Origin of the sequence: Aquimarina sp. AD10, from assembly GCF_003443715.1 — a bacterium.
Classification (GTDB): Bacteria; Bacteroidota; Bacteroidia; order Flavobacteriales; family Flavobacteriaceae; genus Aquimarina; species Aquimarina aggregata.
Map to the genome: position 1 here is coordinate 5,289,647 of NZ_CP031965.1, position 24,560 is coordinate 5,314,206.

General features: G+C 32.5%; 20 protein-coding genes. 6 read left to right on the forward strand and 14 right to left on the reverse strand.

Annotated features, from left to right (window positions below; translation table 11 throughout):
• Nucleotides 1-83 precede the first annotated feature (83 nt).
• Complete coding sequence (locus D1816_RS25895) at nt 84-914, forward strand: hypothetical protein (RefSeq protein WP_147405099.1); 831 nt, start codon at nt 84-86, stop codon at nt 912-914.
• Here D1816_RS25895 and D1816_RS21930 read toward each other — a convergent pair.
• From D1816_RS21930 to D1816_RS21965, 8 genes are all read right to left on the reverse strand, one after another.
• Nucleotides 903-1,157, reverse strand: coding sequence for a hypothetical protein (locus D1816_RS21930; RefSeq protein WP_066314539.1), 255 nt, complete (start codon nt 1,155-1,157; stop codon nt 903-905). The two genes, D1816_RS25895 and D1816_RS21930, sit on opposite strands and share 12 nt — an antisense overlap.
• A 44-nt stretch (nt 1,158-1,201) precedes the next feature.
• A complete protein-coding gene (locus tag D1816_RS21935) occupies nt 1,202-1,456 on the reverse strand; it encodes a hypothetical protein (protein WP_066314537.1) in 255 nt (84 codons plus the stop codon).
• Between the two features lie 7 nt (nt 1,457-1,463).
• A complete protein-coding gene (locus D1816_RS21940) occupies nt 1,464-2,018 on the reverse strand; it encodes a sigma-70 family RNA polymerase sigma factor (protein ID WP_066314536.1) in 555 nt (184 codons plus the stop codon).
• Between the two features lie 125 nt (nt 2,019-2,143).
• Complete coding sequence (locus D1816_RS21945; protein ID WP_369886788.1) at nt 2,144-2,605, reverse strand: cell division protein; 462 nt, start codon at nt 2,603-2,605, stop codon at nt 2,144-2,146.
• Nucleotides 2,602-3,519: a TIGR01777 family oxidoreductase gene (locus D1816_RS21950; RefSeq protein ID WP_118505715.1), complete on the reverse strand. Its 918-nt coding sequence runs from the start codon at nt 3,517-3,519 to the stop codon at nt 2,602-2,604. Before D1816_RS21950 ends, D1816_RS21945 begins: the two co-directional genes overlap by 4 nt.
• Before the next feature lie 4 nt (nt 3,520-3,523).
• On the reverse strand, nt 3,524-4,405 hold the full coding sequence (locus tag D1816_RS21955; protein ID WP_118505717.1) for a methyltransferase domain-containing protein: 882 nt from the start codon (nt 4,403-4,405) through the stop codon (nt 3,524-3,526).
• A 12-nt stretch (nt 4,406-4,417) separates the two neighbouring features.
• The gene (locus tag D1816_RS21960; protein ID WP_066314532.1) at nt 4,418-4,861 is read right to left on the reverse strand and encodes a hypothetical protein; all 444 of its coding nucleotides are present in this window, start codon (nt 4,859-4,861) and stop codon (nt 4,418-4,420) included.
• Nucleotides 4,862-4,952: 91 nt separating this feature from the next.
• Nucleotides 4,953-5,456 (reverse strand): GbsR/MarR family transcriptional regulator, encoded by a 504-nt coding sequence (locus D1816_RS21965; RefSeq protein ID WP_118505719.1) that lies wholly within the window; start codon nt 5,454-5,456, stop codon nt 4,953-4,955.
• A gap of 241 nt (nt 5,457-5,697) precedes the next feature.
• Between D1816_RS21965 and D1816_RS21970 the strand changes: the two genes are divergently transcribed.
• Together D1816_RS21970 and D1816_RS21975 are read left to right on the forward strand one after the other, a co-directional pair.
• Nucleotides 5,698-9,297, forward strand: a complete 3,600-nt coding sequence (locus D1816_RS21970; RefSeq protein ID WP_118505721.1) for a CHRD domain-containing protein — start codon at nt 5,698-5,700, stop codon at nt 9,295-9,297.
• 228 nt (nt 9,298-9,525) lie between these two features.
• Nucleotides 9,526-11,694 (forward strand): M20/M25/M40 family metallo-hydrolase, encoded by a 2,169-nt coding sequence (locus tag D1816_RS21975; RefSeq protein ID WP_118505723.1) that lies wholly within the window; start codon nt 9,526-9,528, stop codon nt 11,692-11,694.
• 104 nt (nt 11,695-11,798) lie between these two features.
• Here D1816_RS21975 and D1816_RS21980 read toward each other — a convergent pair whose 3' ends face one another.
• The 3 genes from D1816_RS21980 to D1816_RS21990 form a co-directional block, all read right to left on the reverse strand.
• Entirely contained in the window at nt 11,799-13,820 is a 2,022-nt protein-coding gene (locus D1816_RS21980; RefSeq protein ID WP_118505725.1) for a M3 family metallopeptidase, read from the reverse strand.
• Nucleotides 13,821-14,411: 591 nt separating this feature from the next.
• Nucleotides 14,412-14,897: a 5-(carboxyamino)imidazole ribonucleotide mutase gene (purE, locus tag D1816_RS21985; protein ID WP_066314523.1), complete on the reverse strand. Its 486-nt coding sequence runs from the start codon at nt 14,895-14,897 to the stop codon at nt 14,412-14,414.
• Between the two features lie 20 nt (nt 14,898-14,917).
• Entirely contained in the window at nt 14,918-16,072 is a 1,155-nt protein-coding gene (locus D1816_RS21990) for a 5-(carboxyamino)imidazole ribonucleotide synthase (RefSeq protein WP_118506318.1), read from the reverse strand.
• Nucleotides 16,073-16,229: 157 nt separating this feature from the next.
• Here D1816_RS21990 and D1816_RS21995 point away from each other — a divergent pair, with 157 nt between their 5' ends.
• Nucleotides 16,230-17,336 (forward strand): adenylate kinase, encoded by a 1,107-nt coding sequence (locus D1816_RS21995; protein ID WP_082832441.1) that lies wholly within the window; start codon nt 16,230-16,232, stop codon nt 17,334-17,336.
• 56 nt (nt 17,337-17,392) lie between these two features.
• The gene (gene obgE / locus D1816_RS22000; RefSeq protein ID WP_066314519.1) at nt 17,393-18,391 is read left to right on the forward strand and encodes a GTPase ObgE; all 999 of its coding nucleotides are present in this window, start codon (nt 17,393-17,395) and stop codon (nt 18,389-18,391) included.
• Between the two features lie 89 nt (nt 18,392-18,480).
• Here obgE and D1816_RS22005 read toward each other — a convergent pair whose 3' ends face one another.
• Genes D1816_RS22005 through D1816_RS22015 form a run of 3 tightly spaced genes read right to left on the reverse strand, consistent with a single transcriptional unit; the run spans nt 18,481 to nt 20,550 of the window.
• Nucleotides 18,481-19,623, reverse strand: a complete 1,143-nt coding sequence (locus tag D1816_RS22005; RefSeq protein WP_118505727.1) for an FAD-dependent monooxygenase — start codon at nt 19,621-19,623, stop codon at nt 18,481-18,483.
• A gap of 37 nt (nt 19,624-19,660) precedes the next feature.
• Nucleotides 19,661-20,083, reverse strand: a complete 423-nt coding sequence (locus tag D1816_RS22010; RefSeq protein ID WP_066314517.1) for a DoxX family protein — start codon at nt 20,081-20,083, stop codon at nt 19,661-19,663.
• Nucleotides 20,084-20,097: 14 nt separating this feature from the next.
• The gene (locus tag D1816_RS22015) at nt 20,098-20,550 is read right to left on the reverse strand and encodes a carboxymuconolactone decarboxylase family protein (RefSeq protein ID WP_118505729.1); all 453 of its coding nucleotides are present in this window, start codon (nt 20,548-20,550) and stop codon (nt 20,098-20,100) included.
• A 193-nt stretch (nt 20,551-20,743) separates the two neighbouring features.
• Here D1816_RS22015 and D1816_RS22020 point away from each other — a divergent pair, with 193 nt between their 5' ends.
• The gene (locus D1816_RS22020; protein WP_118505731.1) at nt 20,744-24,316 is read left to right on the forward strand and encodes a T9SS type A sorting domain-containing protein; all 3,573 of its coding nucleotides are present in this window, start codon (nt 20,744-20,746) and stop codon (nt 24,314-24,316) included.
• Nucleotides 24,317-24,560: the final 244 nt, after the last annotated feature.

The window sequence follows — 24,560 nt, forward strand, 5'->3', positions numbered from 1 at the left end:
AATTTCACAATTAATTAACGAGAAGGTGTCAAGTTTTTAACCAACTTCGGGGGGTTATTAACAGATTACCCTAAATTTGCAACGTGGAAACCTTAAAAAGTATTTTTAGATTTTATATAAATAGTAGTATTCATGTTTCTTTAGCAGTGTGTGCTTTAGTTCAGGTAACCTTAATTAAAATAGGTTTTCCTTATGATTATACAATTCTTTTTTATAGCTTTTTCACTTCTCTGGTAGCCTATAATTTTGTCAAATATTCTAAAGTATCTAAGTTATACCATAAGCGCTTAACAAAATCGATGAAAAGCATCCATTTGTTAACGTTACTGGCTTGTATAGGATTTATATATACAGTTTTTAAAATACCATTCGAAACGGTATTATATACATCTCCTTTTATTGCATTAACCATATTGTATACCGTGCCAGTATTTCCTAATAATAAGAATCTGAGAAGTCTAGCAGGTGTCAAAATCTTTATAATAGGAGCAGTTTGGGCGGGTATTACAGTTTTAGTTCCACTTGTTTATGCAGGAGAGAATCTGATGAATTTTGATTTTATTGTCGAAATAGTGCAACGATTTTTATTTATAGTGGTTATGATGTTGCCATTTGAGATAAGAGATCTTCAGTATGATGATCTTTCTTTAGAAACAGTTCCTCAAAAAATTGGAGTAACAAGAACAAAAGTGTTTGGCAGTATTTTATTGGTATTATTTTTATTGTTAACCGCAGTAAAGGACGAACTTAACTCTATAGAGATATTAAGTACGATTTTAATTACGACTATAAGTCTTTTGTTCTTGTGGGGCACAGAAAAAAAACAATCAGAATATTATTGTTCTTTTTGGGTAGAGAGTGTTCCTATTTTTTGGTTACTAATACTATTCGTACTAGAGAACCTATTTAGTTAACTCTTCATGTAGTTTTTGTTTCATCACTTTCTTTTGTGAAACATCTATCGCCTGAATGTTAGATTTTTCTATCATTTGCGTAAGTTTGGTATTTCTTTTAGAATACGCTCGAGTCACTCTGCAGTATACTAAACGCAGATTGAGCTGTATAATTTCTAATGCACTTGCTTCTCCGTATTGATTTTTATCACAGATATACTTTGCCTGTTCGCATGACACGAATATGTTATTAGTAGTTTTCATTGCATATTATGTTATTTTAATTTGGGGCATGGTTAATGTTAACCTTATTCTAGCATTTTTTGTTTAAGTTTTTCTTTCATTGCCTCTTTTTGTGATCTATCAATACTTATCACTTTTGGGTCTTTCACTAATTTTGTTAGCTTCATGTTTTTAGCAGTATATTTTCTACATGCTTTACAATATATTAGATGTATATTAAGCTTTACTTTTTCCCAAAAAGTCGCTTCTTTATATTGATTCTTATCACAAAAGTGATTTGCTTCAGAACAACTGACTAAAATTTTGTTTTCTTTACTCATTTTATTTCTAATACCAATTTTTTTCTAAACATTCGGCCATTGCCGTACGAGCTCTATGTATTATGACCCATAGGTTAGACGCAGTAATATCAAATTCATTACAAATAGCTTCGGTATCAAAGCCTTGTATAGTTTTCATTTTAAAGATAACAGCTTGCTTCTCTGGTAACTTATCCAAACAACTGTGTATGGCTAAGCCCAATTCTTCATTTTCTATTTCACTTTCAGCATTACCGTCAAAAGGATCTGCAACTCGCTCTTCTAGCCAATCTCCTTCAGTTTCAGAATCTGTACTATAATTTATTCTTACTTCAGCCTTACCTTTATTACTATTTATTTTTCGATAATAGTCAATAATCTTTCTTTTCAAAATCGAAATAAGCCAGGTACGCTCGCTCGCTTCTCCTTTAAAGTTTTTCATCGATTTAAGACCTGCAAAAAACGTTTCTTGTACCAGATCTTGAGCAATTTCTCTATCATCAACTCGTACAATCGTGTAATTGAATAGGTAATCACTATACTTATCAATCCATGAATTGGGGTCTATGGTGTTTGTTGACATGATTTTTTCTATTGTTGTATTCCCCAAAAATAGGATAAAAAGTTGAATCTTAATGTGCTTACTTAACGAATAATTAGTTGTAATACTTTTTGCTTCCTTACAAAGAATATTATAATTAGTATTGATTATCGTTTTTTTGTTTCTATATGAGTTTTTATAGATTCGTTTCTTGTGGTTAGAAAATTAAAGAGATGTCTTTTTAAGCATAGTCCATTAAAGATTTTTCCAATATAACCGTAAGGTGTTTGATATTCGAGAATATCAATCATCTTTGTACCTAATGCTGTTTTACTGAAGTGATGTTGATGTTTAAAGGATTTAAAGTGTCCTTTAATCATTTCATCTGTAAAACTATTTGGAAAATCAAGTTCGGTAATTTTACTTTGATGTGTAAGATAGATTCCAAAATGCTTTCCTTTCCAAGTGACCGTTTCATTTAGGTTAATTAATCCTTGAGTAACTCCCGAAATGGCCTTTTCGTTTGTTTTCTTTGCAGATTGTATATGAAAATCTATATTTCTAGATAGGTTGAAAACTTCTTGTATAGGTGCTGTTATTTCTGTTATGAGATGTAGTTTTGTAATCATTTAGAATAAATAAGGTGTTCGAAAGCGTTTTCTAAATCTGGGTAAGAAAAATTAAAACCATTGTTTTGAAGTTCTTGCGGGACTACGTTTCGGCTTTTAAGTATTAGTTCGGTTTCCGTTTTAATAAATCTAGCACCTAATTCTAAGATGGGTTTTGATAAAGATATTCCGATTGGCATTTGCATAGTTTTTCTTAGGGCTTTCATGAATTTTACATTTGTGGTAGGTGTGGGCGATACGATATTTATTGGTCCAGAAATATTGTTATCATTAATTATAAATTCTAAACTTCTTGCAAAATCTACCTCATGAATCCAGCTTAATTTTTGGTTTCCATTACCCTGTTTGCCTCCAAAACCAATTTTTACGAGATTTATAATTGGTGGTAAAGCGCCGCCGTTTCTTCCCAGAACTATAGATGTCCTGAGTGCTACTTTTCTCGTATTTGGAGTGTGTTGATCAAAAAATGTTTTTTCCCATGTAGTAGCAACATCGACAGAAAATCCTGTTCCAATTTCTCCATTAATCTCATCCATTTCTTTATCTAAAGAATGTCTGTAGATCGTTCCTGTAGAAGAATTAAGCCATACTTTTGGAGGATTTTTGCATTCTTTGATCGCTTTACCTAATACTGTTGTTGAGGCAATTCTAGAACTCATAATTAGCTTTCTGTTTTTTTTAGTATATCTACAGTCAACTGATTTACCTGTCATATTAATAAGTACCTCGGCATTATTTATTTCTGTTTTCCAGTTCCCAAGGGTCTTTGCATCCCAGTGTACGAATTTCATATTGTTTTGGGTTTTGTTTTTGCCACGAGTTAGTATGATTATGCTTTCAAATTTATTTTTAAAGTGCTCGGTTAGAACGCTGCCTAGAAATCCGGTTCCTGCAGCAATAACAATTTTTTTCATGTTTTTATTTTTCTGCTATTATTAAATAGTATCCAAAATCGCGAATGTGTAATCCAGAAAGTAATGCATAAAGAGAGCCTTTGAGGTTTTTCCAACTTTGAGGTTTAAGGTTTTCTTTGTTACATAATTTTTGAAATATAAAACCTAAAATTGCAAATGGAACGTGTAAAACCGAGGGGGCAACTCTAAAAGATATATCTTCAATTACCACGTTTTTGAAACCTATCTGTTTTAATTTTTTTTCTATTTGGTGTATATTACCTAATCCTTCAAGACTCCAGCCTTCGCATAATTTTTCATAGCAATGCGAGCTTCCTAAACATAACTTATTTTCATCTTTTTTAATGAAAGCATCAGCGATAACTAACCTAGCTTTTGGCTTAAGTATTCTATATGCTTCTTGTAGAGCCTTGGTATCATGACCTGAATGGCAAAAACTTTCTATTGCGTAAGCTCCATGAATACTATTAGTTTTAAAAGATGTTTGCATATAATTTTCTTCTAAAATCAATCCGTTCATTTTTTTTAGTCTTTTGTTGCCTTCTTTTACTTGAAAAGAGGAGAGCGTAACACCAATAATGTGTAATAAAGGGTATTTTCTCAAACCATACCTAATAGCTCCTCCTATACCGCATCCCAAATCTGCAACTATGGTATTTTTTTTAGAGACATCCAAACGATCAAATACTTGTTTGTTCATTTCATTAAGCATAGAGTCTCTTTTAAATAGATTGGTCTTGAACGGAATGTAATACCCAAAATGCATATTAAAATCCTTACTCCAAAATTCATAATCCTCTGTAGCTTCGTCGTAGAACCGAATTATTTTATCTTTTGTAGTTGTTTTTCTTAATTTTAATTTATGTAGTAATGATAGCGTAGTCATTGTTTTTGATTTTTAATTAATATTGAAGAAACCTATGCAGTTGTAGATGACTAATAATGTATAAACGGTAGCAAAAAGAACAAAAAGCATATTCATACCATAACTACCAATCTTGAAAATTCTCTTTTGCGGTATTTGATACATTGGGTAGTACGCGATCTGAGTAATAACTTTTCCTACCCAATAAGCTGCAATTAATCCTGTTAAAGCAATTGCTAATGGGGTTTGTTCTTTAAGGTTTGGATAGAGTAGGAGTGCGATTAATCCAAAAGAAAAATTAAGTCCTTGAATATATCTTCCATATGTCTTAGCAATTTCTTGATTAAGAGGCTTTAATTTTTTTACATCGGTATACCAATCAAATACTTTGTGTCTTATATATGGATAAATTAATGCAGTGAATATTTGTCCAACACCTCCTAAAATGATTAGCCAATTTGGAATATAGAGTTTCATGTTTTTTTATTTTTAAAGTTTCAGAAAAATATGAAAGTATAATTTAAAATATAAAGGAGTCTAAGCTCCTTTTTAGTCTAAGGTATTGTGTTTATTTAATTAATTTAACAAGAGCTTTAGTTATCCAGTTATGATCCTGACCAATAACTTTGTTCATCATAGTATCTAAAGTATCTGCCATATCATGCAGTGCTTTGGTTTGTTTAATTAGCTCTTTAGTTTTTGCAGTGCCGTCTTCGTCAATATTGGATACGTCTTTAAGTACTTTAATTGTAGGCTGTAATTCTCTTCTGCTTCTCTCTTTAGCGATCTGTCGCGCAAGTTCTTGAACATCTTTTTCAGAAGTGAAATACTCTTTTCTTTCCCCCATTTTATTTTCCTTGAAAACAATTCCCCAATCCATAAGTTGTCTAAGATTCATACTGGTATTACCTCTTGAGATTTGAAGTTCGTCCATAATATCTTCCATAGATAATGGTTCAGGGGATATTAACAATAATGCATGTATTTGTGCCATTGCTTTATTGATTCCCCATAAGGTGCCAAGTGCTCCCCATGTGGAGATAAATTTATTTTTTGCATCATCGTAATTCATCACTCTCTTTTAAATTGTTTTAATAATAGTACAAATATATAAAAAATTTTAAACTTTCAAAAAATATTGAAAATTAAAAAACTAAATACCTAATTAATGTCTTAAATGTTAAAAAAGAGTTAAACGTAAAAATTACAAAAACCACTTTTGTATCGGGCTCGTATATACCCCTGTTAGATATCTAAACAATCAGTTTAGAATCACAAATCATTTTAATTTAAATCACTTAAAATCACAAATCATGAAACACAAGAACTCTTATGAAAACCTTTTTGGTTTACTCAAAATTCGATTAAAATTAATACTCATGACCCTTTTTGTCGGGTTGTATGGAATGAGCACATATGCCATCCAAGATCAACAAAATAAAGTCAATTCAAATCCCATTGTAGTAGATAATGCCAATGGTGGTACCGTTGCTATTGATATTGACGCAACAGGGAATCCAAATGGTACTACAAGCTTTAATAGCGATACCAAAGCTGTTATATGTGTAGATGGAAGGGAAGATCCTTTAGTGGTAACACATCAAAATCCTGGAGCAGAAAACTTATCATATAGATATGTAATAACTGATGCTGCTACAGGTTTAATCTTAAATGTAGTAAAATCAAGAGAGATTAGCTTAGATGGAGCGGGTTCAGGTACATGTCAAATCTGGGGTTGGTCGTATACAGGAGTAGAAGGGAATGGATTAAATCAAGTAGGACAACCACTATCGTCATTAAATGATTTGTCTTTCTCAGATATTTCAGACAATGCGATTACAGTAATTAGAGAAGTAGCTGATGGTGGAACGGTTGCTATTGATATTGACGCAACAGGAAATCCAAATGGTACTACAAGCTTTAATAGCGATACCGAAGCTGTTATATGTGTAGATGAAAGAGAAGATCCTTTAGTGGTAACACATCAGAATCCTGGTGCAGAGAACTTATCTTACAGATATGTAATTACAGATGCCGCTACAGGTTTAATCTTAAACGTAGTAAAGTCAAGAGAGATTAGCTTAGACGGAGCAGGATCAGGCACATGCCAGATTTGGGGATGGTCTTACAGAGGCGTAGAAGGTAACGGATTAAATCAGGTAGGTCAACCATTATCATCTTTAGATAATTTACCATGTTCAGATATTTCAGACAATGCGATTACAGTGATTAGAGAAGTAGCTGATGGTGGAACGGTTGCCATCGACGTTGAAAATACAGATCTTGCCAATGGAACCACTACCATTAATGATCAGAATTCTTCAGAAATTATTGTTGGTGATGGCGTTGCAAATCCAATTATTGTTGTTCATCAAAATCTTGGCGCAGAGAACTTATCTTACAGGTATGTAATTACTGATGCGGTTACGGGTTTAATCCTAAACGTTGTAAATACCAATCAAATTGATTTAGAATCAGTTGCACCAGGTACTTGTCAGATTTGGGGATGGTCGTATAGAGGCGTAGAAGGTAACGGATTAAACCAAGTAGGACAACCACTATCATCTCTAGATGATTTACCATGCTCAGATATTTCAGAAAATACAATTACTGTGGTGAGAAGAGCTTCTCAACAACCTATAACTTTTGAAGCCACTTTAACTGGAACACAAGAAAATCCAGCAGTAACAACAAGAGCATTTGGAGCTGCACAGATAATATTGAGAGGTGATATGCTTGAGGTTACGGGGTCATTTACAGGGTTAGAAGGAGATTTAGCTAGACAATTGGCTGGCGGAGGTCATATCCATGAAGCAGTAGCTGGATCAAACGGACCCATATCTAATGGACTATTTTTAAGTATCCAAACAGATAATACAAATCGTAATGGTACATTTAACAATCGATATCAGTTAAGTCCTAGTCAGTTAGAATTACTGAGATCTAGATCTTTGTACATCAATATTCATAGCCAAGCTAATATAGGAGGAGAATTAAGAGGTCAGATTGTACCTACATCCGATGCTGTTTTAGGAGCTAATTTATCAGGAAGCAATGAAGTGCCATCGATAGTTACTACCGCTGGTGGAAATATCATATTTGACCTTAAAGGGAATATCCTAACAGCTTCGGGATCTTTTTCTGGATTAGCAGGGGATATCGCTATAGATTTAGCAGGAGGATCTCATATCCACGATGCAGTAGTAGGACGAAATGGAGGGATTTCTAATATCTTAAATTTAACAATAGCAGAAGATAATAGAAGTGCAATTATTAGAGCAGAAGATAATATATTTGAATTATCAGATGCACAAGTGGCTACTTTGTTACGTCAGGGGAACTATGTAAATGTGCATTCGCAAACATTTAGAGGAGGAGAATTAAGAGGGCAGATAGCACCCTTAACTAATGCAGCATTTAGAGTACAGTTATCGGGAGTACAAGAGGTTCCTGAAGCAGCCAATACCACAGCAAATGGTAGATTATTGGTATCGTATGATGCAAGTAACAATCAATTGGTGGTTTCAGGATCTTATAATGGTCTAACAGGAGCTTTGGCAACTGATTTAGCAGGAGGTATTCATTTACATACTGGTGTTGCTGGTACAAATGGTCCCGTAACTATTATCTTAAATACAACTGCCGATGATCAAAATAATGGAGTATTCTTACCCGAGAATAATACTTTTGACTTAAATCAAGCAGGAGTTATTGTAGCTTCCGGAGAAACACCAGATTCATTTGTAAATGCATTGTTTGAAAGAGGAATATATACAAATATTCATAGTAGTGTATTTAGAGCAGGAGAGTTAAGAGGGCAGGTAATGCCATTGGCGCAGAGCTATTTCGCAACAAATTTAGATAGTAGAAACGAAATTCCATTGGCAGTAAGTGATGCCTTTGGTAACATTCAATTCGAAGTTACCGGAAACTCTCTGATTGCCAGCGGAAGTTTTAATAATCTTGGGTCTGCTTTAAATGTAGAATTAGCAGGAGGTGCACATGCACATTTAGGTAATGCTAATCAAACAGGAGCGATTCAATTTTTGCTAAATTCTACTGCATCAGAAGATAACCTTAGTGGAGTATTTGAAGCGGCAAACAATGTGGTTACCCTTACAGATGGGCAAAGAGATGCGCTATTAGCAGGAGAATTATATATCAATGTACATTCTTTGGAAATTGCTTCAGGAGAATTAAGAGGTCAAATTCTTAGAGATGATAATAGATTCCCAGCAACTACTGAAATTAGTGAAGTTAATACAAGAAGAGGATTGATAATTTCATGGGATGAAGCAATAGATCCAGATAATGATCTTGTTGTGTATACACTACAAAGTAGTCTTAATGAAAACTTTGAGGGATTATTAATTAATGAAAAATCTGCAGAGACATTATTTTCTCCAGAAAAGGATCAGGCTCGAAGTTTATTTAGAACCCTCCTGAAAGAGTTTATCAGAGCTAGAGTCCAAAGAAGAAATGCTATTCTTAATTTAAGAGTATTATCATCTGATGGTAGTGTTAGTGAAGTAGGAGCTTCATTTACGAGGAAAATAGATATCTCATTATTAAGAAGTTTATTGTTTAGTAAGTTTAGTAAGAGTGAAGTAGAGAAGGAGTTGGCACAATTAGAAAAATTAGAAAATGCTCAAAATTTTAGTGTAAATGTATCTCCTAATCCAGCTACAAACGGTATAATTAGGATGAGTACCATTGGAGCTTTAAATTCTAATCTAAATATCACAATCTATGATATGTTAGGAAATGTAGTGTATCAAAATAATTATGATGAGATAACATCTAATAAAACGATTACTATTAATTCTGATCGATTATCTCGAGGTGTCTATATTATTAGAATGGCAGATGATAGTGGTAGTTATAGTACTACAGAAAGAGTGGTGATACAATAGTATTTATAATACGTAATAACGAGTACAAAATAAAGAAAGTGCCCTGACTTTTAAAGTCAGGGCACTTTACATTACCTACACTTGAAGTAATACCATAATTGTGGGTTGTATAATGTTTAATTTTAATTATTTGTTAATGTTAATACAGTCAATATTTTGTGGTAGAGCCATTTTTGTTAAGTGCTGATTTTGTGTAATTTCAAGCCCTAATACAAACTCAAACTTATAATGAAAAAATTTAACCAATTTATTTCAGTAGTATTTTTATGCTTTTTTTTATCGTATAGTTATGCTCAAGAAGAAGACAGTATGTTTTTTGCAACCATGCAAACTCAGGATGCTAAAGAACTTATAATTGACCATCCAGAAGATATTGTGATTATCGATTCATCAAACGGTTATAGCGCCGTTAAACTGAGTCAAAATGCGGCAGAAGAACTCCATCATAAAGTATTAGTTCATGGTCCTGGTTTCATATATGAAACATCCGAAAAAAATGCACTTGCTTCAATTTCTAATATCAATAAAAGAGCTGCAGAAAAACAAAGAGCAGTATTTTCTATAACTCAAGATGCATTAGTAAGACAGAGTCTTGATTTAGTAAATAATAGAAATATAGCTAACCAAATACAACAATTAGAAGATTATGGATCACGTTATCATACAACCAATAGTGCCCGTCAATCTGTTGTAGATTTAAAAACTAAGTGGGAAGGATTAGCTGCGGGGCGTAGTGATGTTTCAGTAAGAATTGTAAATCATACCAGTACTAATATGCCATCTGTGGTTATGACTATTACAGGTACCGAAGAACCAGATGAATTTGTAATAATCGGAGGGCATATTGATTCTACTGCAAGAGGGGGTAATAGTAATAATGCTCCAGGTGCCGATGATAATGCCTCGGGAATAGCAACAATTACAGAGGCTGCAAGAGTTTTGTTTGCAATGAATTTTAAACCTAAAAGAACAGTAGAGTTTATGGCTTTTGCGGCAGAAGAAGTAGGGCTAAGAGGGTCCAAGGAAATCGCTGAAGATTATAAAAGGCGTAATGTAAATGTTGTAAGTTATATGCAATTAGATATGACCAATTATAAAGGTTCATCTAATGATGTATATATTTCTACTGACTCATACAACGACGACACTTTAAACGATTTCTTGGTGGATCTAATGCAATACTATAATGCTTCGGGGACTCATAAAATTACGTATGGTACTTCGCAGTGTAATTATGGATGTTCAGATCACTATAGTTGGGCACAACAAGGATATGATGTTGCCTTTCCTTTTGAGGCAACTTTTAACCAGAGTAACCCTAATATTCATACTACACGCGATACTTTTGATCGCTCTCCAACGCCTAATGCTACACATGCTGCAAAATTTGCAAAATTGGCTTTAGAATATTTGATTGAAATCTCTAATGGAGTCACTACCGGAGGCCCAGGAGGAGGCCAATGTGCTTCTACAACATCTTCTTTTCCTTATGTACAAGGTTTTGAAGGTGCAATAGGAACTTGGACACAGGCAAGTAACGATAATCTAAACTGGACTATAGATGCAAATGGAACTCCTTCTAATGGTACAGGACCAAGTGCAGCGGCAGAAGGATCATCATATATATATGTAGAGGCGTCTGGTAACGGAAATGGGTTTCCAAATAAAAGAGCAATTTTAAATTCACCGTGTTTTGACCTTAGTAGTGTTTCTAAAGCTACATTTAGTTTTCAGTACCACATGTTAGGTAGTGCCGTTGGAAATTTAACCGTAGAAGCAAGTACAGATAATGGTGCAACTTGGACCAGTATCTTTAGTAAAACAGGAGAACAAGGAAACAGTTGGAATACTGCTAGTATTAACCTATCTTCATACATCGGCAATACAATACAATTACGATTTAATGCTGTAACTGGCACTAGTTGGCAAGGTGATATTGTTATTGATGATGTTAAATTAACTGAAGGTTCTGGCGGAAGTACAGATATTTGTGATGGTGTAGCACCATATAACTCATCCACAAGTTATCAACCAGGAGATAGAGTAACCTATCAAGGTAGTCTCTATGAACGAACTAATAGTGGATGGACTCTTATAGGAGCCTGCGGAACATCAGCACGCAACTATATAGCAACTACCAAATTAGCAGATGATGATACATTGTTAGTGTTATCTCCAAATCCAGTAAGTGGAGCATATATAAATCTTTCGGTAAATAATGATTTATGGAAAGGAAGCTCGATACTTATAATTGATAGTATAGGTAATATTATAGAAGAGGTCAAACTTAAAGAAAGAAATACCAAAATAAATACTTCTAAACTCTCTACAGGAACATACTTTTTAACCTTATTTAATGGTTCTAAAAGTTATACCAAGCAGATGATTAAGAAGTAATTTTAAAATTTTTTGCCAAATTTGTGAGTCTGAGCTTGTCGTAACATAACCTAGTTATTGAAAAGCTGAAAAAAATCGGCAAGCTCAGTTTACTCGTTTATCTTCTATTTTAGTAACCCTGCACGTTTTAATAATGCCTCTGGTTTAGGTTCTTGACCTCGAAAACGCTTGTAAAGTATCATTGGATTTTCTGTACCTCCTTTTGATAATACATTATCTCTGAATTTTTCAGCTACTTTTTTGTTAAAAATTCCATTTTCTTTAAAATATTCAAATGCATCGGCATCTAATACTTCTGCCCATTTATAAGAGTAATATCCTGCAGAATAACCTCCTTGAAAAATATGAGAGAAGGCAGTACTCATACAATTTTCTTCTACATTGGGATATAAAGAAGTCTTTGAGAAAGTTTCTTTTTCATGTTCTTTAACGCTTTTAATAACACTAGGATCTTGTGAATGCCAAGACATATCAAGTAAGCCAAAACTAAGCTGACGCAAAGTCGTCATTCCTTCCATAAATGTGGCAGATTCTTTGATTTTCTCAACTAAGTCCATAGGAATTATCTCACCTGTTTCATAATGTTTAGCAAAAAGTGCTAGAGCTTCTTCTTCATAACACCAATTTTCTAATACTTGGCTAGGGAGTTCAACAAAATCCCAATAAACGCTAGTTCCTGATAGTCCCGGATATGTAGTATTGGCAAGCATGCCATGAAGTGCGTGGCCAAATTCATGAAATAAAGTAGTTACTTCATTAAACGTAAGTAAAGATGGTTTGCTTGGTGTTGGTTTTGTAAAATTACACACAATAGATACATGAGGTCTATTGTCTAAACCGTTTTTTCTCATTTGTGATTTATAAGAAGTCATCCAAGCACCGTTTCTTTTTCCTGGTCTAGGGTGAAAATCTGCATAAAATAAAGCTACAAAATTTCCATTGGTATCAGTGACGTTAAAAGTTTTAACCTCTTCATGATATGTATCTACTTCATCAGTTACTTTAAACTGAAGTCCGAATAGTTTTGAGGCAATAGTAAATACACCATCAATTACATTCTCAAGTTTAAAGTAAGGTTTTAACTTTTCATCATCAAGATTAAAAAGTTTTTGCTTTAGCTTTTCGGTATAGTATGCTCCATCCCATTTTTCGAGATGATCAATTCCATCAAGTTCTTTTGCAAAAGATTCTAATTGTTTGAACTCTCTTTCTGCTGCGGGTTTTGCTTTTTCTAAAATTTCATTAAGAAATGAAAAAACAGTATCAGGGGTTTTCGCCATTCTTTCTTCTAAAATGTAATGCGCATGTGATGAATACCCTAAAAGTTGAGCTCTTTGGTGTCTCAAGTTCGCTATTTTAAGAACATTTTGTTGATTATCAAATTTATCATTGTGAAAACCTTTCGAACCAAAGGCTAGAGCGAGTTTTTTACGTAATTCTCTATTTTTAGCATAGGTAATAAAAGGAATATAGCTAGGATAATCTAATGTGATTAGCCAGCCTTTTTTATCTTTAGCGTCAGCCATTGCCTTTGCAGCTTCTTTTGCACCGTCTGGCAATCCGTCTAAATCAGACTCATCAGTCAGTAATAGTTCATAAGCATTAGTTTCTGCTAATATGTTTTCACCAAAATTGAGACTTAGTTTAGAAAGCTCCTTGTCAATTTCTCGTAGAGTCTCTTTTTTGGTATCTGGTAAGTTTGCTCCATTTCTGGAAAAAGATTTATATCTCTTGGTTAACAATGTTAATTGTTCTGGATTAAGATTTAAAGAGTCTTTTTGATGGTAAACCGTTTCAATTCTTTTAAATAAATCCAGATTCAATGCGATATCATTACTAAACTCTGATAACAAAGGAGAGGCTTCTTGGGCAATTTCTTGTATTTCCTTTGTTGTTTCTGCACTATTTAGGTTAAAGAAAATGCTTGTTACTCTATCTAAAAGTTCACCACAATATTCTAATGACTCGACGGTATTCGTAAAAGAAGGTTCTTCTGTGTTAGAAACTATGGCATTAATTTCCTCTTTGGCAATACTAATTCCATTTTTTATTGCTGGTAGAAAATGTTCAGACTTTATTGTTTCGAATGGAGCGGCATCAAACTTTTTTAATAATGGATTGTTCATTATATAGCTCTTTTTTTAAATTATTAATTATATTTTTTATTCTTTATCGAGAAAAGGTGTCTTTTATCGAAAAAAGAGGATTTCATTTCATGCTTTTTAATCTAACTGCTTTGGTATACCTGTACCTTTAACACGGTTTATTAGTGAAAGGGTCTATGGGTAGGGAAACTCGAAAATTATTTTTGCTGGGGGTATGAGCGTTAATAATTTTTTTCGAACCAAAGACCAAATATATGTAAAGAGCTATAATTTCTATAGCTCTTTTCTTCTTTTAAAAATATTTTCACTCTATTTTTTCTCCTTAATGTGTGTTTTTATGTTAAAAAAAAATGTTAATTTTTTTTAAAATTGCATTTCATCGAAAAAAACAGCTTTTTAACTAAAATTGTTAATAACTTTTTGTTACTTCTATTGTGTAATCAAAGTAAGGTTTTACCTTTGTAGTAGGTTTTAAGAGTAGGGTCTTACATTGAATTTTTTTGTGTAATATATTTAAGTTGGTTAATAAATATTGTTATATTCTTTTGTAAGACCTGATATTTAAAGAGTCACTGAGAAGTGGCTCTTTTTTTTATGGCTCTATTACAGAGGTTATTTCTTAACTTTTTTAGCTCCTTCAATAACTTTTTGCTTTAACCCTTCTTTGTATATTAAAACTTTATCTAATACACATGAATCATTAGAACCAATGATTTGAGCTGCAAGTATACCAGCATTTAATGCGCCATCTAGTGCAACAGTTGCAACAGGTACACCTCCTGGCATTTGTAAAATTGATAATACAGAGTCCCAACCATCTATTGAGTTGCTTGATTTAACGGGTACCCCTATTACAGGTAATGGCGATAGTGATGCAACCATTCCTGGCAGATGTGCTGCCCCTCCTGCACCTGCAATAATAACGTTGATACCTCTAGTATGCGCATTTTTGGCATAATCAAATAGTTTTTCGGGTGTTCGATGTGCAGAAACAATGTCTACTTCTATTTCTATATCAAAACCTTGTAGTATATCAATAGCTTTTTCCATTACTGGCATGTCACTAGTACTACCCATTATAATCCCAACCTTGCTCATTATGATATTTATTATATTATTTATCTACTAATTACTTTTATAGTCTTTTTTACCTTTTCGGCTATTATTCTGGCTTCTTCTATGCTTTCATGAACAATTGTAACATGTCCCATCTTTCTAAAGGGGCGTGTTTGTTTTTTTCCATAGATATGGGGGGTTACACCACTCCAAGCCATTATTTTTTCTATATTTTTATATACAACGTCTCCTGTATGTCCATCGGCACCAACCAAATTAACCATAATACCAGCTACTTTACTTTCTGTTGCACCTAAGGGCAGGTCAAGAATTGCTCTAACATGTTGCTCAAATTGATTAGTGTAGCTAGCTTCAATACTATAATGTCCACTATTGTGAGGCCTAGGAGCAACTTCATTAACTAAAATTTCATCATTTTGCGTTAAAAACATTTCTACAGCTAATATGCCCACATGCTCAAATGCAGTTGATACATTTTTAGCCACTTCAATCGCTTTTAAAGCAATTTTTTCATCAATTCTTGCTGGACAAATTACATATTCTACTTGATTAGCTTCAGGATGAAATTCCATCTCTACTACAGGATAAGTTTTGATTTCTCCTTGCGGATTACGAACGACAATTACAGCAATTTCATTTTTAAAATTGATCATTTCTTCAGCAATGCATTCTACATCAGGTAATTTTACTAGATCTGCTCCTGATTTCACAATAGAAACTCCTTTTCCATCATATCCACCTTGTGTACTTTTCCATACAAAGGGAAGTTTAACCTTGTTGTCGGTTATTCCTTCTGTGAGATGCGCTTTATTAGAGAACCTTCTAAATTTAGCTGTGGGAATATTATGATCTTCATAAAAGAGCTTTTGCTTTCCTTTATTTTGTATTTTTTCTAAGGTTTTGGCACTAGGAAAAACCTTTTTGCCTTCTTTTTCTAGATCAGCAAGTGCTTTAATATTAACGGTTTCAATTTCAAAAGTTAATACATCGACTTTTTTTCCAAAATTGTAGACGGTCTCATAATCCATTAAACTACCTTGTTCAAAATGATTACAAGCGATCTTACATGGAGCATCAGGATTTGGATCCAAAACATATGTTTGAATATCATATTTACGGGTTTCATAAAGCATCATTTTGCCTAATTGACCACCTCCTAAAATTCCTAATTTAAAATTTGATGAAAAAAAGTTTATCATTACGGGGATTTGAAATTAACCTACTGTGAGCAAAAATAAATTTTTCATAAAGAATAACCATAATAATACGAAGTAAATGCTATAGTCAAACTTTTATAATCACTATCTTTGCCGCTTTAAATTGAAAACCAGTAGAGAGTAAGTAAACGAAGGCATGATAAAACTGCACGATTTACAATTTGTTCCATTCATTGCAGAGGATGAAATAGCTACAGCAATTGATAGGGTTTCTGATCAGTTAAATAAAGAGCTATCGGATAAAAAACCCTTATTCATTGGGGTGTTGAATGGTGCATTTATGTTTGTTTCAGAAGTAGTTAAACGTTTTAACTATGATTGTGAGGTAAGCTTTGTGAAATTTTCTTCATATGAAGGTACCAAAACAACTCATGAAGTTAAAGAGTTAATTGGCCTCAATGAAAAATTGACAGGAAGAACCGTTGTTGTTCTAGAAGATATAATTGATACGGGAAATACTATTGCTTTATTATCCGAAACTTTAAAGGATAAAGGGTGTAGTGATGTGAAGATAGCTACTTTGTTTTTCAAGCCAGAAGCATATACAAAAGAGATTAATATAGATTATATCGGATTTGAAATTCCGAATAAATTTATAGTAGGATACGGTTTAGACTATGATGGACTAGGTCGCAATCTTACTCAAGTTTATCAACTAAAATCAAATAACATGACAAATTTGGTGTTATTCGGCCCTCCAGGAGCTGGAAAAGGAACACAAGCAGAAGTTTTAAAACAAAAATATGATCTAGTACATATCTCGACAGGAGATGTGTTTAGATATAATATAAAAAATGCAACAGATTTAGGTACTTTAGCAAAATCTTATATCGATAAGGGACAATTAGTGCCTGATGAGGTTACTATTAATATGCTTAATGCCGAAGTTGATAAAAACCCAAATGCTAAAGGTTTTATATTCGATGGTTTTCCAAGAACCGAAGCACAAGCGGATTCATTATCCGAATTATTAACTTCTAAAGGAACAGAGGTAAGTGCTATGGTGGCATTAGAGGTGGATGATGAGGTATTGGTGCAACGCTTACTTGAAAGAGGAAAAACCTCTGGACGTGCTGATGATGCTGATGAAGGAGTAATTCGTAACCGTATCAAAGTATATTATGACGAGACGGCTATCTTAAAAAATTACTACCAAAAACATGATAAATATTTTGGGGTAGATGGAGTAGGAGCTATTGAAGAGATTACAGAACGTTTAAGTTCTACTATCGATAAACTTTAATTGTTTTATTTATTACCAGTTCTCCGCAATTTATCGGGGATAACATGCACTGAGTTATGACAGAAGGAAATTTTGTAGATTATGTAAAGTTACATGTGACTTCCGGAAACGGAGGGAAGGGATCTGTGCATTTACATCGAGAAAAATATATTACTAAAGGAGGCCCGGATGGAGGTGATGGAGGACGAGGTGGTCATGTTATCCTTCGTGGTAATCCCAATATGTGGACACTTCATCATCTTAAATTTAAACGACATTTAAGAGCTGAACATGGTGGGCATGGAAGTAAAAGTAGAAGTACTGGAGCAGATGGAACAGATGTTTATGTTGATGTACCGCTGGGAACTGTAATACGCGATACAGAGACTCAAAATATTATTTCCGAAATCACTGAGAGTGGCCAAGAATATATTGCTGCAGAAGGCGGTATGGGAGGTAGAGGAAACTGGCATTTTAAAAGCTCTACAAATCAAACACCTAGGTATGCGCAACCTGGAGTCGAAGGACAAGAACATGATATTACTCTTGAACTTAAGATATTAGCAGATGTGGGATTAGTAGGATTTCCAAATGCAGGAAAATCAACCTTATTGTCTGTAATTACATCAGCAAAGCCTAAAATTGCAGATTATGAGTTTACCACACTTAAACCTAATTTAGGGATTGTAGAGTATCGGGATTTTCAAACTTTTGTTATGGCAGATATCCCGGGTATTATAGAAGGAGCTGCAGAGGGTAAAGGGATTGGTCATCGTTTCTTACGACATATAGAACGTAACTCAACACTTTTATTTTTAGTACCGGCAGACGCTCCTAATATTACTGAACAATATGAGATTTTACTAGACGAATTAAGGCGCTATAATCCCGATTTATTAGATAAAGAAAGACTCGTTGCGATTTCTAAATGTGATATGCTAGACGATGAGCTTCAAGAAGAATTAAAAGTAGAACTTGATAGTCAACTTAAGGTTCCATATTTATTTATATCATCTGTCGCACAACAAGGTTTACAGGAATTAAAAGACAAGCTTTGGCAAATGCTTAATGCATAGTTTATCTTACTTCAATCATTAACTAGAGATAGAGTTTGAAAAGTTGATTTATTTTAAAAATCTATAGTGTTTTGGACTTGAATTTTTACTCAATTCATTTTTTCAATCTGATACATTTTAATCATTTTCTTTTCTAAAATTTTATTTGGAGTACTTTTTAGTATAAAATTTCGAAAGCTCTGTCCGTATTTCCAATGTGCTATTTTTTCGGTACGTCTCGATAATTTAACAATAGTATTTACTTTACTGTATCTTTTCTTTTGAAATTTAGAAAATGCTATTTCCGTATTTTCTTCATTATTGATAAAATGAGACAGGTAATACGCATCTTCAATTGCTTGAGCACCTCCTTGTCCCATATCTGGAGTAGCACTATGGCAAGCATCGCCAATCAAACAAATAGTATCTGTATGCCATTGTTGTAAAGGAGTTATATCATTAATATCACCTCTAATAATTTTATCATTCATTGTATTGGAGATGAGTTGATGTACAATAGGATGAAATTTTGAAAAGATTTCTAAAAGTTTGTTCTTAAGATGTGTTGTATTATCTTTTTGATTTGGTTTACTAGTTACTACTGCAAACCAATATACTTTTTGGTCAGATATTCTCGAGATTCCAAATCTAATTTGATTTCCCCACATTTCAATACCTCTATGTTCAAAACCTGAGTCAATTTTGATATCTGCAACTCCCCTCCAGCAGGTTTGACCAGAGTAACGAATTTTGCTTTTTGGAAATAACTGTTTTCTAATTTTAGAATGAATACCATCGGCACCAATTAAAGTGTCTGTTACCGTAGAAGAATTGTCTTCAAAAATCACTTTTATTTTTTGAGGAGTTGCTTTTTCGAATTTATGAAAAGCCTTACCCAAAGTGATTTTATGTTTCGGGATGGAGTTTAATAGAATTTCTTGAAGTTCGGCACGATGAATTGCTATTGTAGAAAATCCAAATGTATCAACTACGAATCCTTGATGTGTGTCAGAAAGAGGCGACAAGTCTTGATTAGTGACAGATATTCTGTCAATAGTATTTCCTTTTTCTGCTATTTTATCTAAGATACCAAGCCAATCTAGTACCTGCAAAGCATTAGGGGCAAGCCATATACCAGCCCCTGCCGTTTTTAAAGAAGGTGCTTTTTCAAAAATATGATAATCAATTCCGTGTTTTTCGAAAGCTAAAGCAGTTGTCAGCCCTCCTATTCCTCCCCCTATAATTGTAATCATAGTATGCGTATTTTATTTAGCTTAAAATTAAAGTAAACTATTGTTTTTCTGTATGTATTAGTGTGTCTATTTCAAAGAATTTCTCTTTAATGAGACTTAAACCAAATGCAGCTGCAGCGGCTGTAAAAACAGAATAATCTAGAGGTGCTTTTATACCTGTTGAAATAGTCATTGCCAATGCAAAAGTAAGTAGTATTACACCACTCAATTTGGCTACAAATGTAGTTTTGAAGCCTATAATTAAGAATATTGCAAGTAACAATTCTGCTATTGTAACCGCTATGGCAATTGGATTTATAACAGCGTCTGGAAACCAGGGATTAAGTAGTTGTGTGTACTCTAAAAAGTTATCCCAATTTCCCCATGCAGATTTTTCTTGTGACCACATTCCAAACCTATCAGCTATGGCAGATAAAAAACCTATAGCTAAGGTTAGTCTTAAAAACAGTTTGATGTACATAGTTTTATATTTGCCTAGTTTTGCGATGGAATAGGTGTCATTAATGTAGCTCTACCAATTCTGTTCCATGTGTTAATACAGCATATGCCCATGATGATATCGGCTACTTTTTCTTTGCCAAAAATAGTAATTGCATTTTGATATAGGGCATCCTGTAATCCATCAATAGAAATGTTGGTTATTTGCTCTGTCATTTCAAGAATAATTTGCTCTTCTGTACTAAAAAAAGGAGATTCTTTCCAGTTTGCTAGGGCATGAATTCGAAATTGTTTTTCTCCTTGTTCAACAGCTTCTTTAATATGCATTTGTATACAATATGCGCACCCATTAATTTGGGATGCTCTAATCTGGATTAATAAAAATTCTGATGCTGTTAATGAACTTTTTTTTATGTCGTCATATAATTTATATAGAGGTTGATATGCGTTAGGATTAACTTCATTGATGTTGATTCTTTCGGTATTCATGTCTTTGTTTTTATAGTACAATACAAAAATCCGAATAAGGGATGGTCAAAAAATTAATCTAGATTAAGAAATAGTTCGTGATTATTACATCTGGAGATTTTATTTAGCATTTGAAATTAAATGATAATGGGGTAACATTTTGTTTGATTAAGACACCTACCATTGATATTAATCAAAACTATAAAAAAACAAAATGAAACTTAAAACCTTATTATTAACCAATTCAGCAATACTTGAGTATTCTCAGATAAAAATTGCAGATTTAAATTTTGCCTTTTATAAATTCAAAACTTCATATAAAAACTTTAATAAACAAAGTGTTCTTGTAGTAATTTTATTACTTTTTTCTACTATTTTTTATGCTCAAACAGTTACAATTCCTGATGCCAACCTTAAAAACACATTAATTAACAATTTAAGTATCAATACAAATGCGGATACTGAAATACAGGTAACCGAAGCGAATGCCTATACAGGATATTTAAATTTGTTTAATAAGAATATTGGAGATGCAACAGGTATTGAAGCTTTTGTAAATATTAAGGGACTAAATTTATCGAGTAATAATTTGTATACTGTAGATGTGTCTAAAAATATAATGCTTGCTAGTTTAGCATTAAATAGGAATAACATTGCTGAACTAGATGTTACCAAGAATACAAAATTAGTATCATTAGGAGTTGGAGAAAATGATTTAAAAAGTATTGATATATCAAAAAACACATTTCTTAGAACATTTTATTGTAATGATAATGCGTTACGGTCATTGGATTTTTCTAAAAATATATTGTTAGAATTTTTGATTGTTTCGTATAACGAGATAAGTGTTCTAGATGTCTCTAATTTATTGTATTTAGATACATTAGTTTGTACAAAAAATTCATTGTCTAGTCTAGATTTGTCCACTAATGTTAATTTGACGTATTTGCTTTGCGATCAAAATCAAATATCACATTTAGATGTTTCCGGTAACGATAAGCTTGAGATTTTTGCATGTGGATATAATGATATGACCACTTTATTGTTACCATCGTTATCTACTTCTCTAAGGAGTTTTTCATGTAATAATAATTTATTAGAATCAATAGATGTTAGTCCTTTTCCAAATTTAGAAGTTTTAACATGTTCTAGTAACCCTATTCCATCATTAGATTTGTCTGAGATCTCAAGTTTGAAGTCTATTACTTGTGGTAATAATAATGTGATTACCAAATTAGACGTTTCTACTCAAAAAGGGTTGACCTATCTTTCTGCAGGGTTTAGTCGTAAATTATCTTCAGTAAATGTTAACAATGGGAACAATACAAATATGACCACTTTGTATTTAAGAAATATAGCTCCAACGGCTAAAATTTGTGTTGATGATGTAGCGTATGCTAGTGAGCAGTTTACCGATATTGATAGCTCTACTATATTTACAAATCAATGTTCGGTTGTTTATATTCCGGATGTTAATTTAAAGCAAGCATTAGTCGATAACTTAGTTATTAATACGAATGCAGATACAGAAATACAGGTTACAGAAGCAGAGGCTTATACAGGAAATCTAAATTTGTTTAGTAAGAATATTGTCGATATGACAGGTATTGAGGCTTTTGTAAATATTAAAGCATTATTTGTCGAGGACAATAATATTTCTAGTGTTGACCTTTCTTCTAATACTCTTTTAAAGTATTTAAGTATTAGTAAAAATCAATTAGATAGTTTAGATGTCTCAAATTTATTGAATTTAACTAATTTAGTATGTACAAAAAATTCACTGTCAAGTCTAGATTTGTCCACTAATATTAATTTGACGTATTTGCTATGTGATCAGAATCAACTATCGAGTTTAGATGTTTCTGGTAATGATAAGCTTGAGACTTTTATATGCGGATATAATGATATGACCACTTTAATATTACCATCGTCATCTACTTCTCTAAAGCGCTTTGCATGTAATAATAATTTATTAGAATCAATAGATGTTAGTCCTTTTCCAAATTTGGAAGTTTTAACATGTTCTAGTAATCCTATTCCATCATTAGATTTGTCTGAGATCTCAAGTTTGAAATCTATAACTTGTGGTAATAATAATGTGATTACCGAATTGGACGTTTCTACTCAAAAAGGATTGACCCATCTTTCTGCAGGGTTTAGTCGCAAATTATCTTCAGTGAATGTTAAAAATGGTAACAATATAAATATGACTACTTTGTACTTAAGAAGTATAGCTCCAACAGCCAAAATTTGTGTTGATGATGTGGCGTATGCTAATGAGCAGTTTACAAATATTGATAGCTCTACGGTATTTACAAATCAATGTTCTATTGTTTACATTCCAGATGTTAACTTCAAAAATCGAATATTAAGTCATGACCCTATAATAGATAGTAACGCAGATGGAGAAATTCAGGTTTCTGAAGCAGAAAAATTTAATGGTTTTTTGAAAGTAGGAAATTATAATTTTAGTTATGAAAACTTAATAGAAGATCTTACGGGTATTGAAACTTTTGTAAATCTTAAGGGTTTTGATTGTTCAGAACAATCGGTAAATCAAGATTTAGATTTTTCTACCAATACATCTCTTATAGAAATAAATATTGGCGGAAATGAGATTTCAAATATAAATCTGTCTAAAAATCTATCATTAAAAATACTAGATGTTTCGGGTAATTATTATTTATCTAATCTTGATGTAAGGGCAAATATTAACTTAGAAGAGCTTAACATAAGACATACAGAGTTTTCTGCTATCGATATATCTAAAAACACTGTTTTAGTGAAATTAGAAGCATTTGCAAGTGATTTAACCTCTCTTGATTTATCAACCAATATAGAATTGAAAGATCTTTCTCTGGGAGGTTCTAAAATAACTACTATAGATTTAAGTGCTAATACTAAGTTAGAAAAATTAGAATGGCAATCTGATTTATATAACGAGATTGATTTATCTTCTAATATTAATTTAAAAAGTTTTGCAGGTTATGGCACTAATTTTTCCGATTTTAATATATCTAATAATGTTAATCTGGAAAGTTTGTACATAGGAAATAATAAAAACCTGAAAACTTTAGATGTAACAAATAATGTAAAATTAAAAATTCTTTCGATTGCAAATACTGAACTCTCAATATTAAATCTTTTAAATAATGTAGCCTTAGAGCGATTAGATATTGCGAATGCAAAGTTTACTGAACTTGATCTTTCAAATAATAAGATGTTGCAGTCGTTGAATGTGAAAAATAATAAATTTGCCAATTTAGATTTATCATGTGTAAATTCATTGACTAGTTTAGATGTTAGTAATAACGCATTTTTAGAATCTTTAAATATTAAAAATGGTAATACAAGTAATATATTCTATTTTGTAGCTACTGGTGCTCCTTTGTTGCAATTTATATGTGTTGATAATGTTGATGTTGCAACTGTAAAATTTAAAAGAATCGATAGCAGTATCACAACTTTTACTCAAAATTGTAATGGTGATACATGTAATTCTAATACGATAAAGGCTGATGTGGTTTATAACGATAAGTTTATTGCGAACAATTCATATAAAATATTTCCGATGCCATTTAATGATGAACTTATTGTGAATGGCATAACAAATGAGAAGATATTTGAGGCGGACTTTTATTCTATAACAGGGAAACATTTTTCTGTAGGTTATATTACAGAAAATAATAAACAAGTATTTAATACAAGTCAACTTCCATCAGGTGTTTATTTTTTAAAATTTAGAACAGATAAAGGCTTCTTAGTAAGAAAAATTATTAAACAATAAATTATAACTAAACCACCCTGAAACAGGGTGGTTTAGTATGTGTTTAATGCTTTTTCCTCATTAGATTTGCTTTAATAGATATAGAACTTGCCTTGATTTTTATATTTCCTAAAAAAATGGATAAAACTGATTCGTTTTTTTTTATTCTCGACTCTTCTATGCTGTGCACAAAGTGTTTAATCTGTATAATTTATATCTTATTTTGATTAAAAAGAAAAAATCAAAATAGTTCTACTTTATGAAG

What these genes read in the sequence shown, in the direction of transcription:
- purE (WP_066314523.1), bottom strand. Translation starts at nt 14,897, where the DNA reads ATGAGCAAGGTTGGGATTATAATGGGTAGTACTAGTGACATGCCAGTA.
- D1816_RS21960 (WP_066314532.1), bottom strand. Translation starts at nt 4,861, where the DNA reads ATGAAACTCTATATTCCAAATTGGCTAATCATTTTAGGAGGTGTTGGA.
- D1816_RS21950 (WP_118505715.1), bottom strand. Translation starts at nt 3,519, where the DNA reads ATGAAAAAAATTGTTATTGCTGCAGGAACCGGATTTCTAGGCAGCGTT.
- D1816_RS21935 (WP_066314537.1), bottom strand. Translation starts at nt 1,456, where the DNA reads ATGAGTAAAGAAAACAAAATTTTAGTCAGTTGTTCTGAAGCAAATCAC.
- D1816_RS21970 (WP_118505721.1), top strand. Translation starts at nt 5,698, where the DNA reads ATGAAACACAAGAACTCTTATGAAAACCTTTTTGGTTTACTCAAAATT.
- D1816_RS22005 (WP_118505727.1), bottom strand. Translation starts at nt 19,623, where the DNA reads ATGATTACAATTATAGGGGGAGGAATAGGAGGGCTGACAACTGCTTTA.
- D1816_RS21955 (WP_118505717.1), bottom strand. Translation starts at nt 4,405, where the DNA reads ATGACTACGCTATCATTACTACATAAATTAAAATTAAGAAAAACAACT.
- D1816_RS21965 (WP_118505719.1), bottom strand. Translation starts at nt 5,456, where the DNA reads ATGAATTACGATGATGCAAAAAATAAATTTATCTCCACATGGGGAGCA.
- D1816_RS21945 (WP_369886788.1), bottom strand. Translation starts at nt 2,605, where the DNA reads ATGATTACAAAACTACATCTCATAACAGAAATAACAGCACCTATACAA.
- D1816_RS22020 (WP_118505731.1), top strand. Translation starts at nt 20,744, where the DNA reads ATGAAACTTAAAACCTTATTATTAACCAATTCAGCAATACTTGAGTAT.
- D1816_RS22010 (WP_066314517.1), bottom strand. Translation starts at nt 20,083, where the DNA reads ATGTACATCAAACTGTTTTTAAGACTAACCTTAGCTATAGGTTTTTTA.
- D1816_RS21930 (WP_066314539.1), bottom strand. Translation starts at nt 1,157, where the DNA reads ATGAAAACTACTAATAACATATTCGTGTCATGCGAACAGGCAAAGTAT.
- D1816_RS21995 (WP_082832441.1), top strand. Translation starts at nt 16,230, where the DNA reads ATGATAAAACTGCACGATTTACAATTTGTTCCATTCATTGCAGAGGAT.
- D1816_RS22015 (WP_118505729.1), bottom strand. Translation starts at nt 20,550, where the DNA reads ATGAATACCGAAAGAATCAACATCAATGAAGTTAATCCTAACGCATAT.
- D1816_RS21940 (WP_066314536.1), bottom strand. Translation starts at nt 2,018, where the DNA reads ATGTCAACAAACACCATAGACCCCAATTCATGGATTGATAAGTATAGT.
- D1816_RS21980 (WP_118505725.1), bottom strand. Translation starts at nt 13,820, where the DNA reads ATGAACAATCCATTATTAAAAAAGTTTGATGCCGCTCCATTCGAAACA.
- D1816_RS21975 (WP_118505723.1), top strand. Translation starts at nt 9,526, where the DNA reads ATGAAAAAATTTAACCAATTTATTTCAGTAGTATTTTTATGCTTTTTT.
- obgE (WP_066314519.1), top strand. Translation starts at nt 17,393, where the DNA reads ATGACAGAAGGAAATTTTGTAGATTATGTAAAGTTACATGTGACTTCC.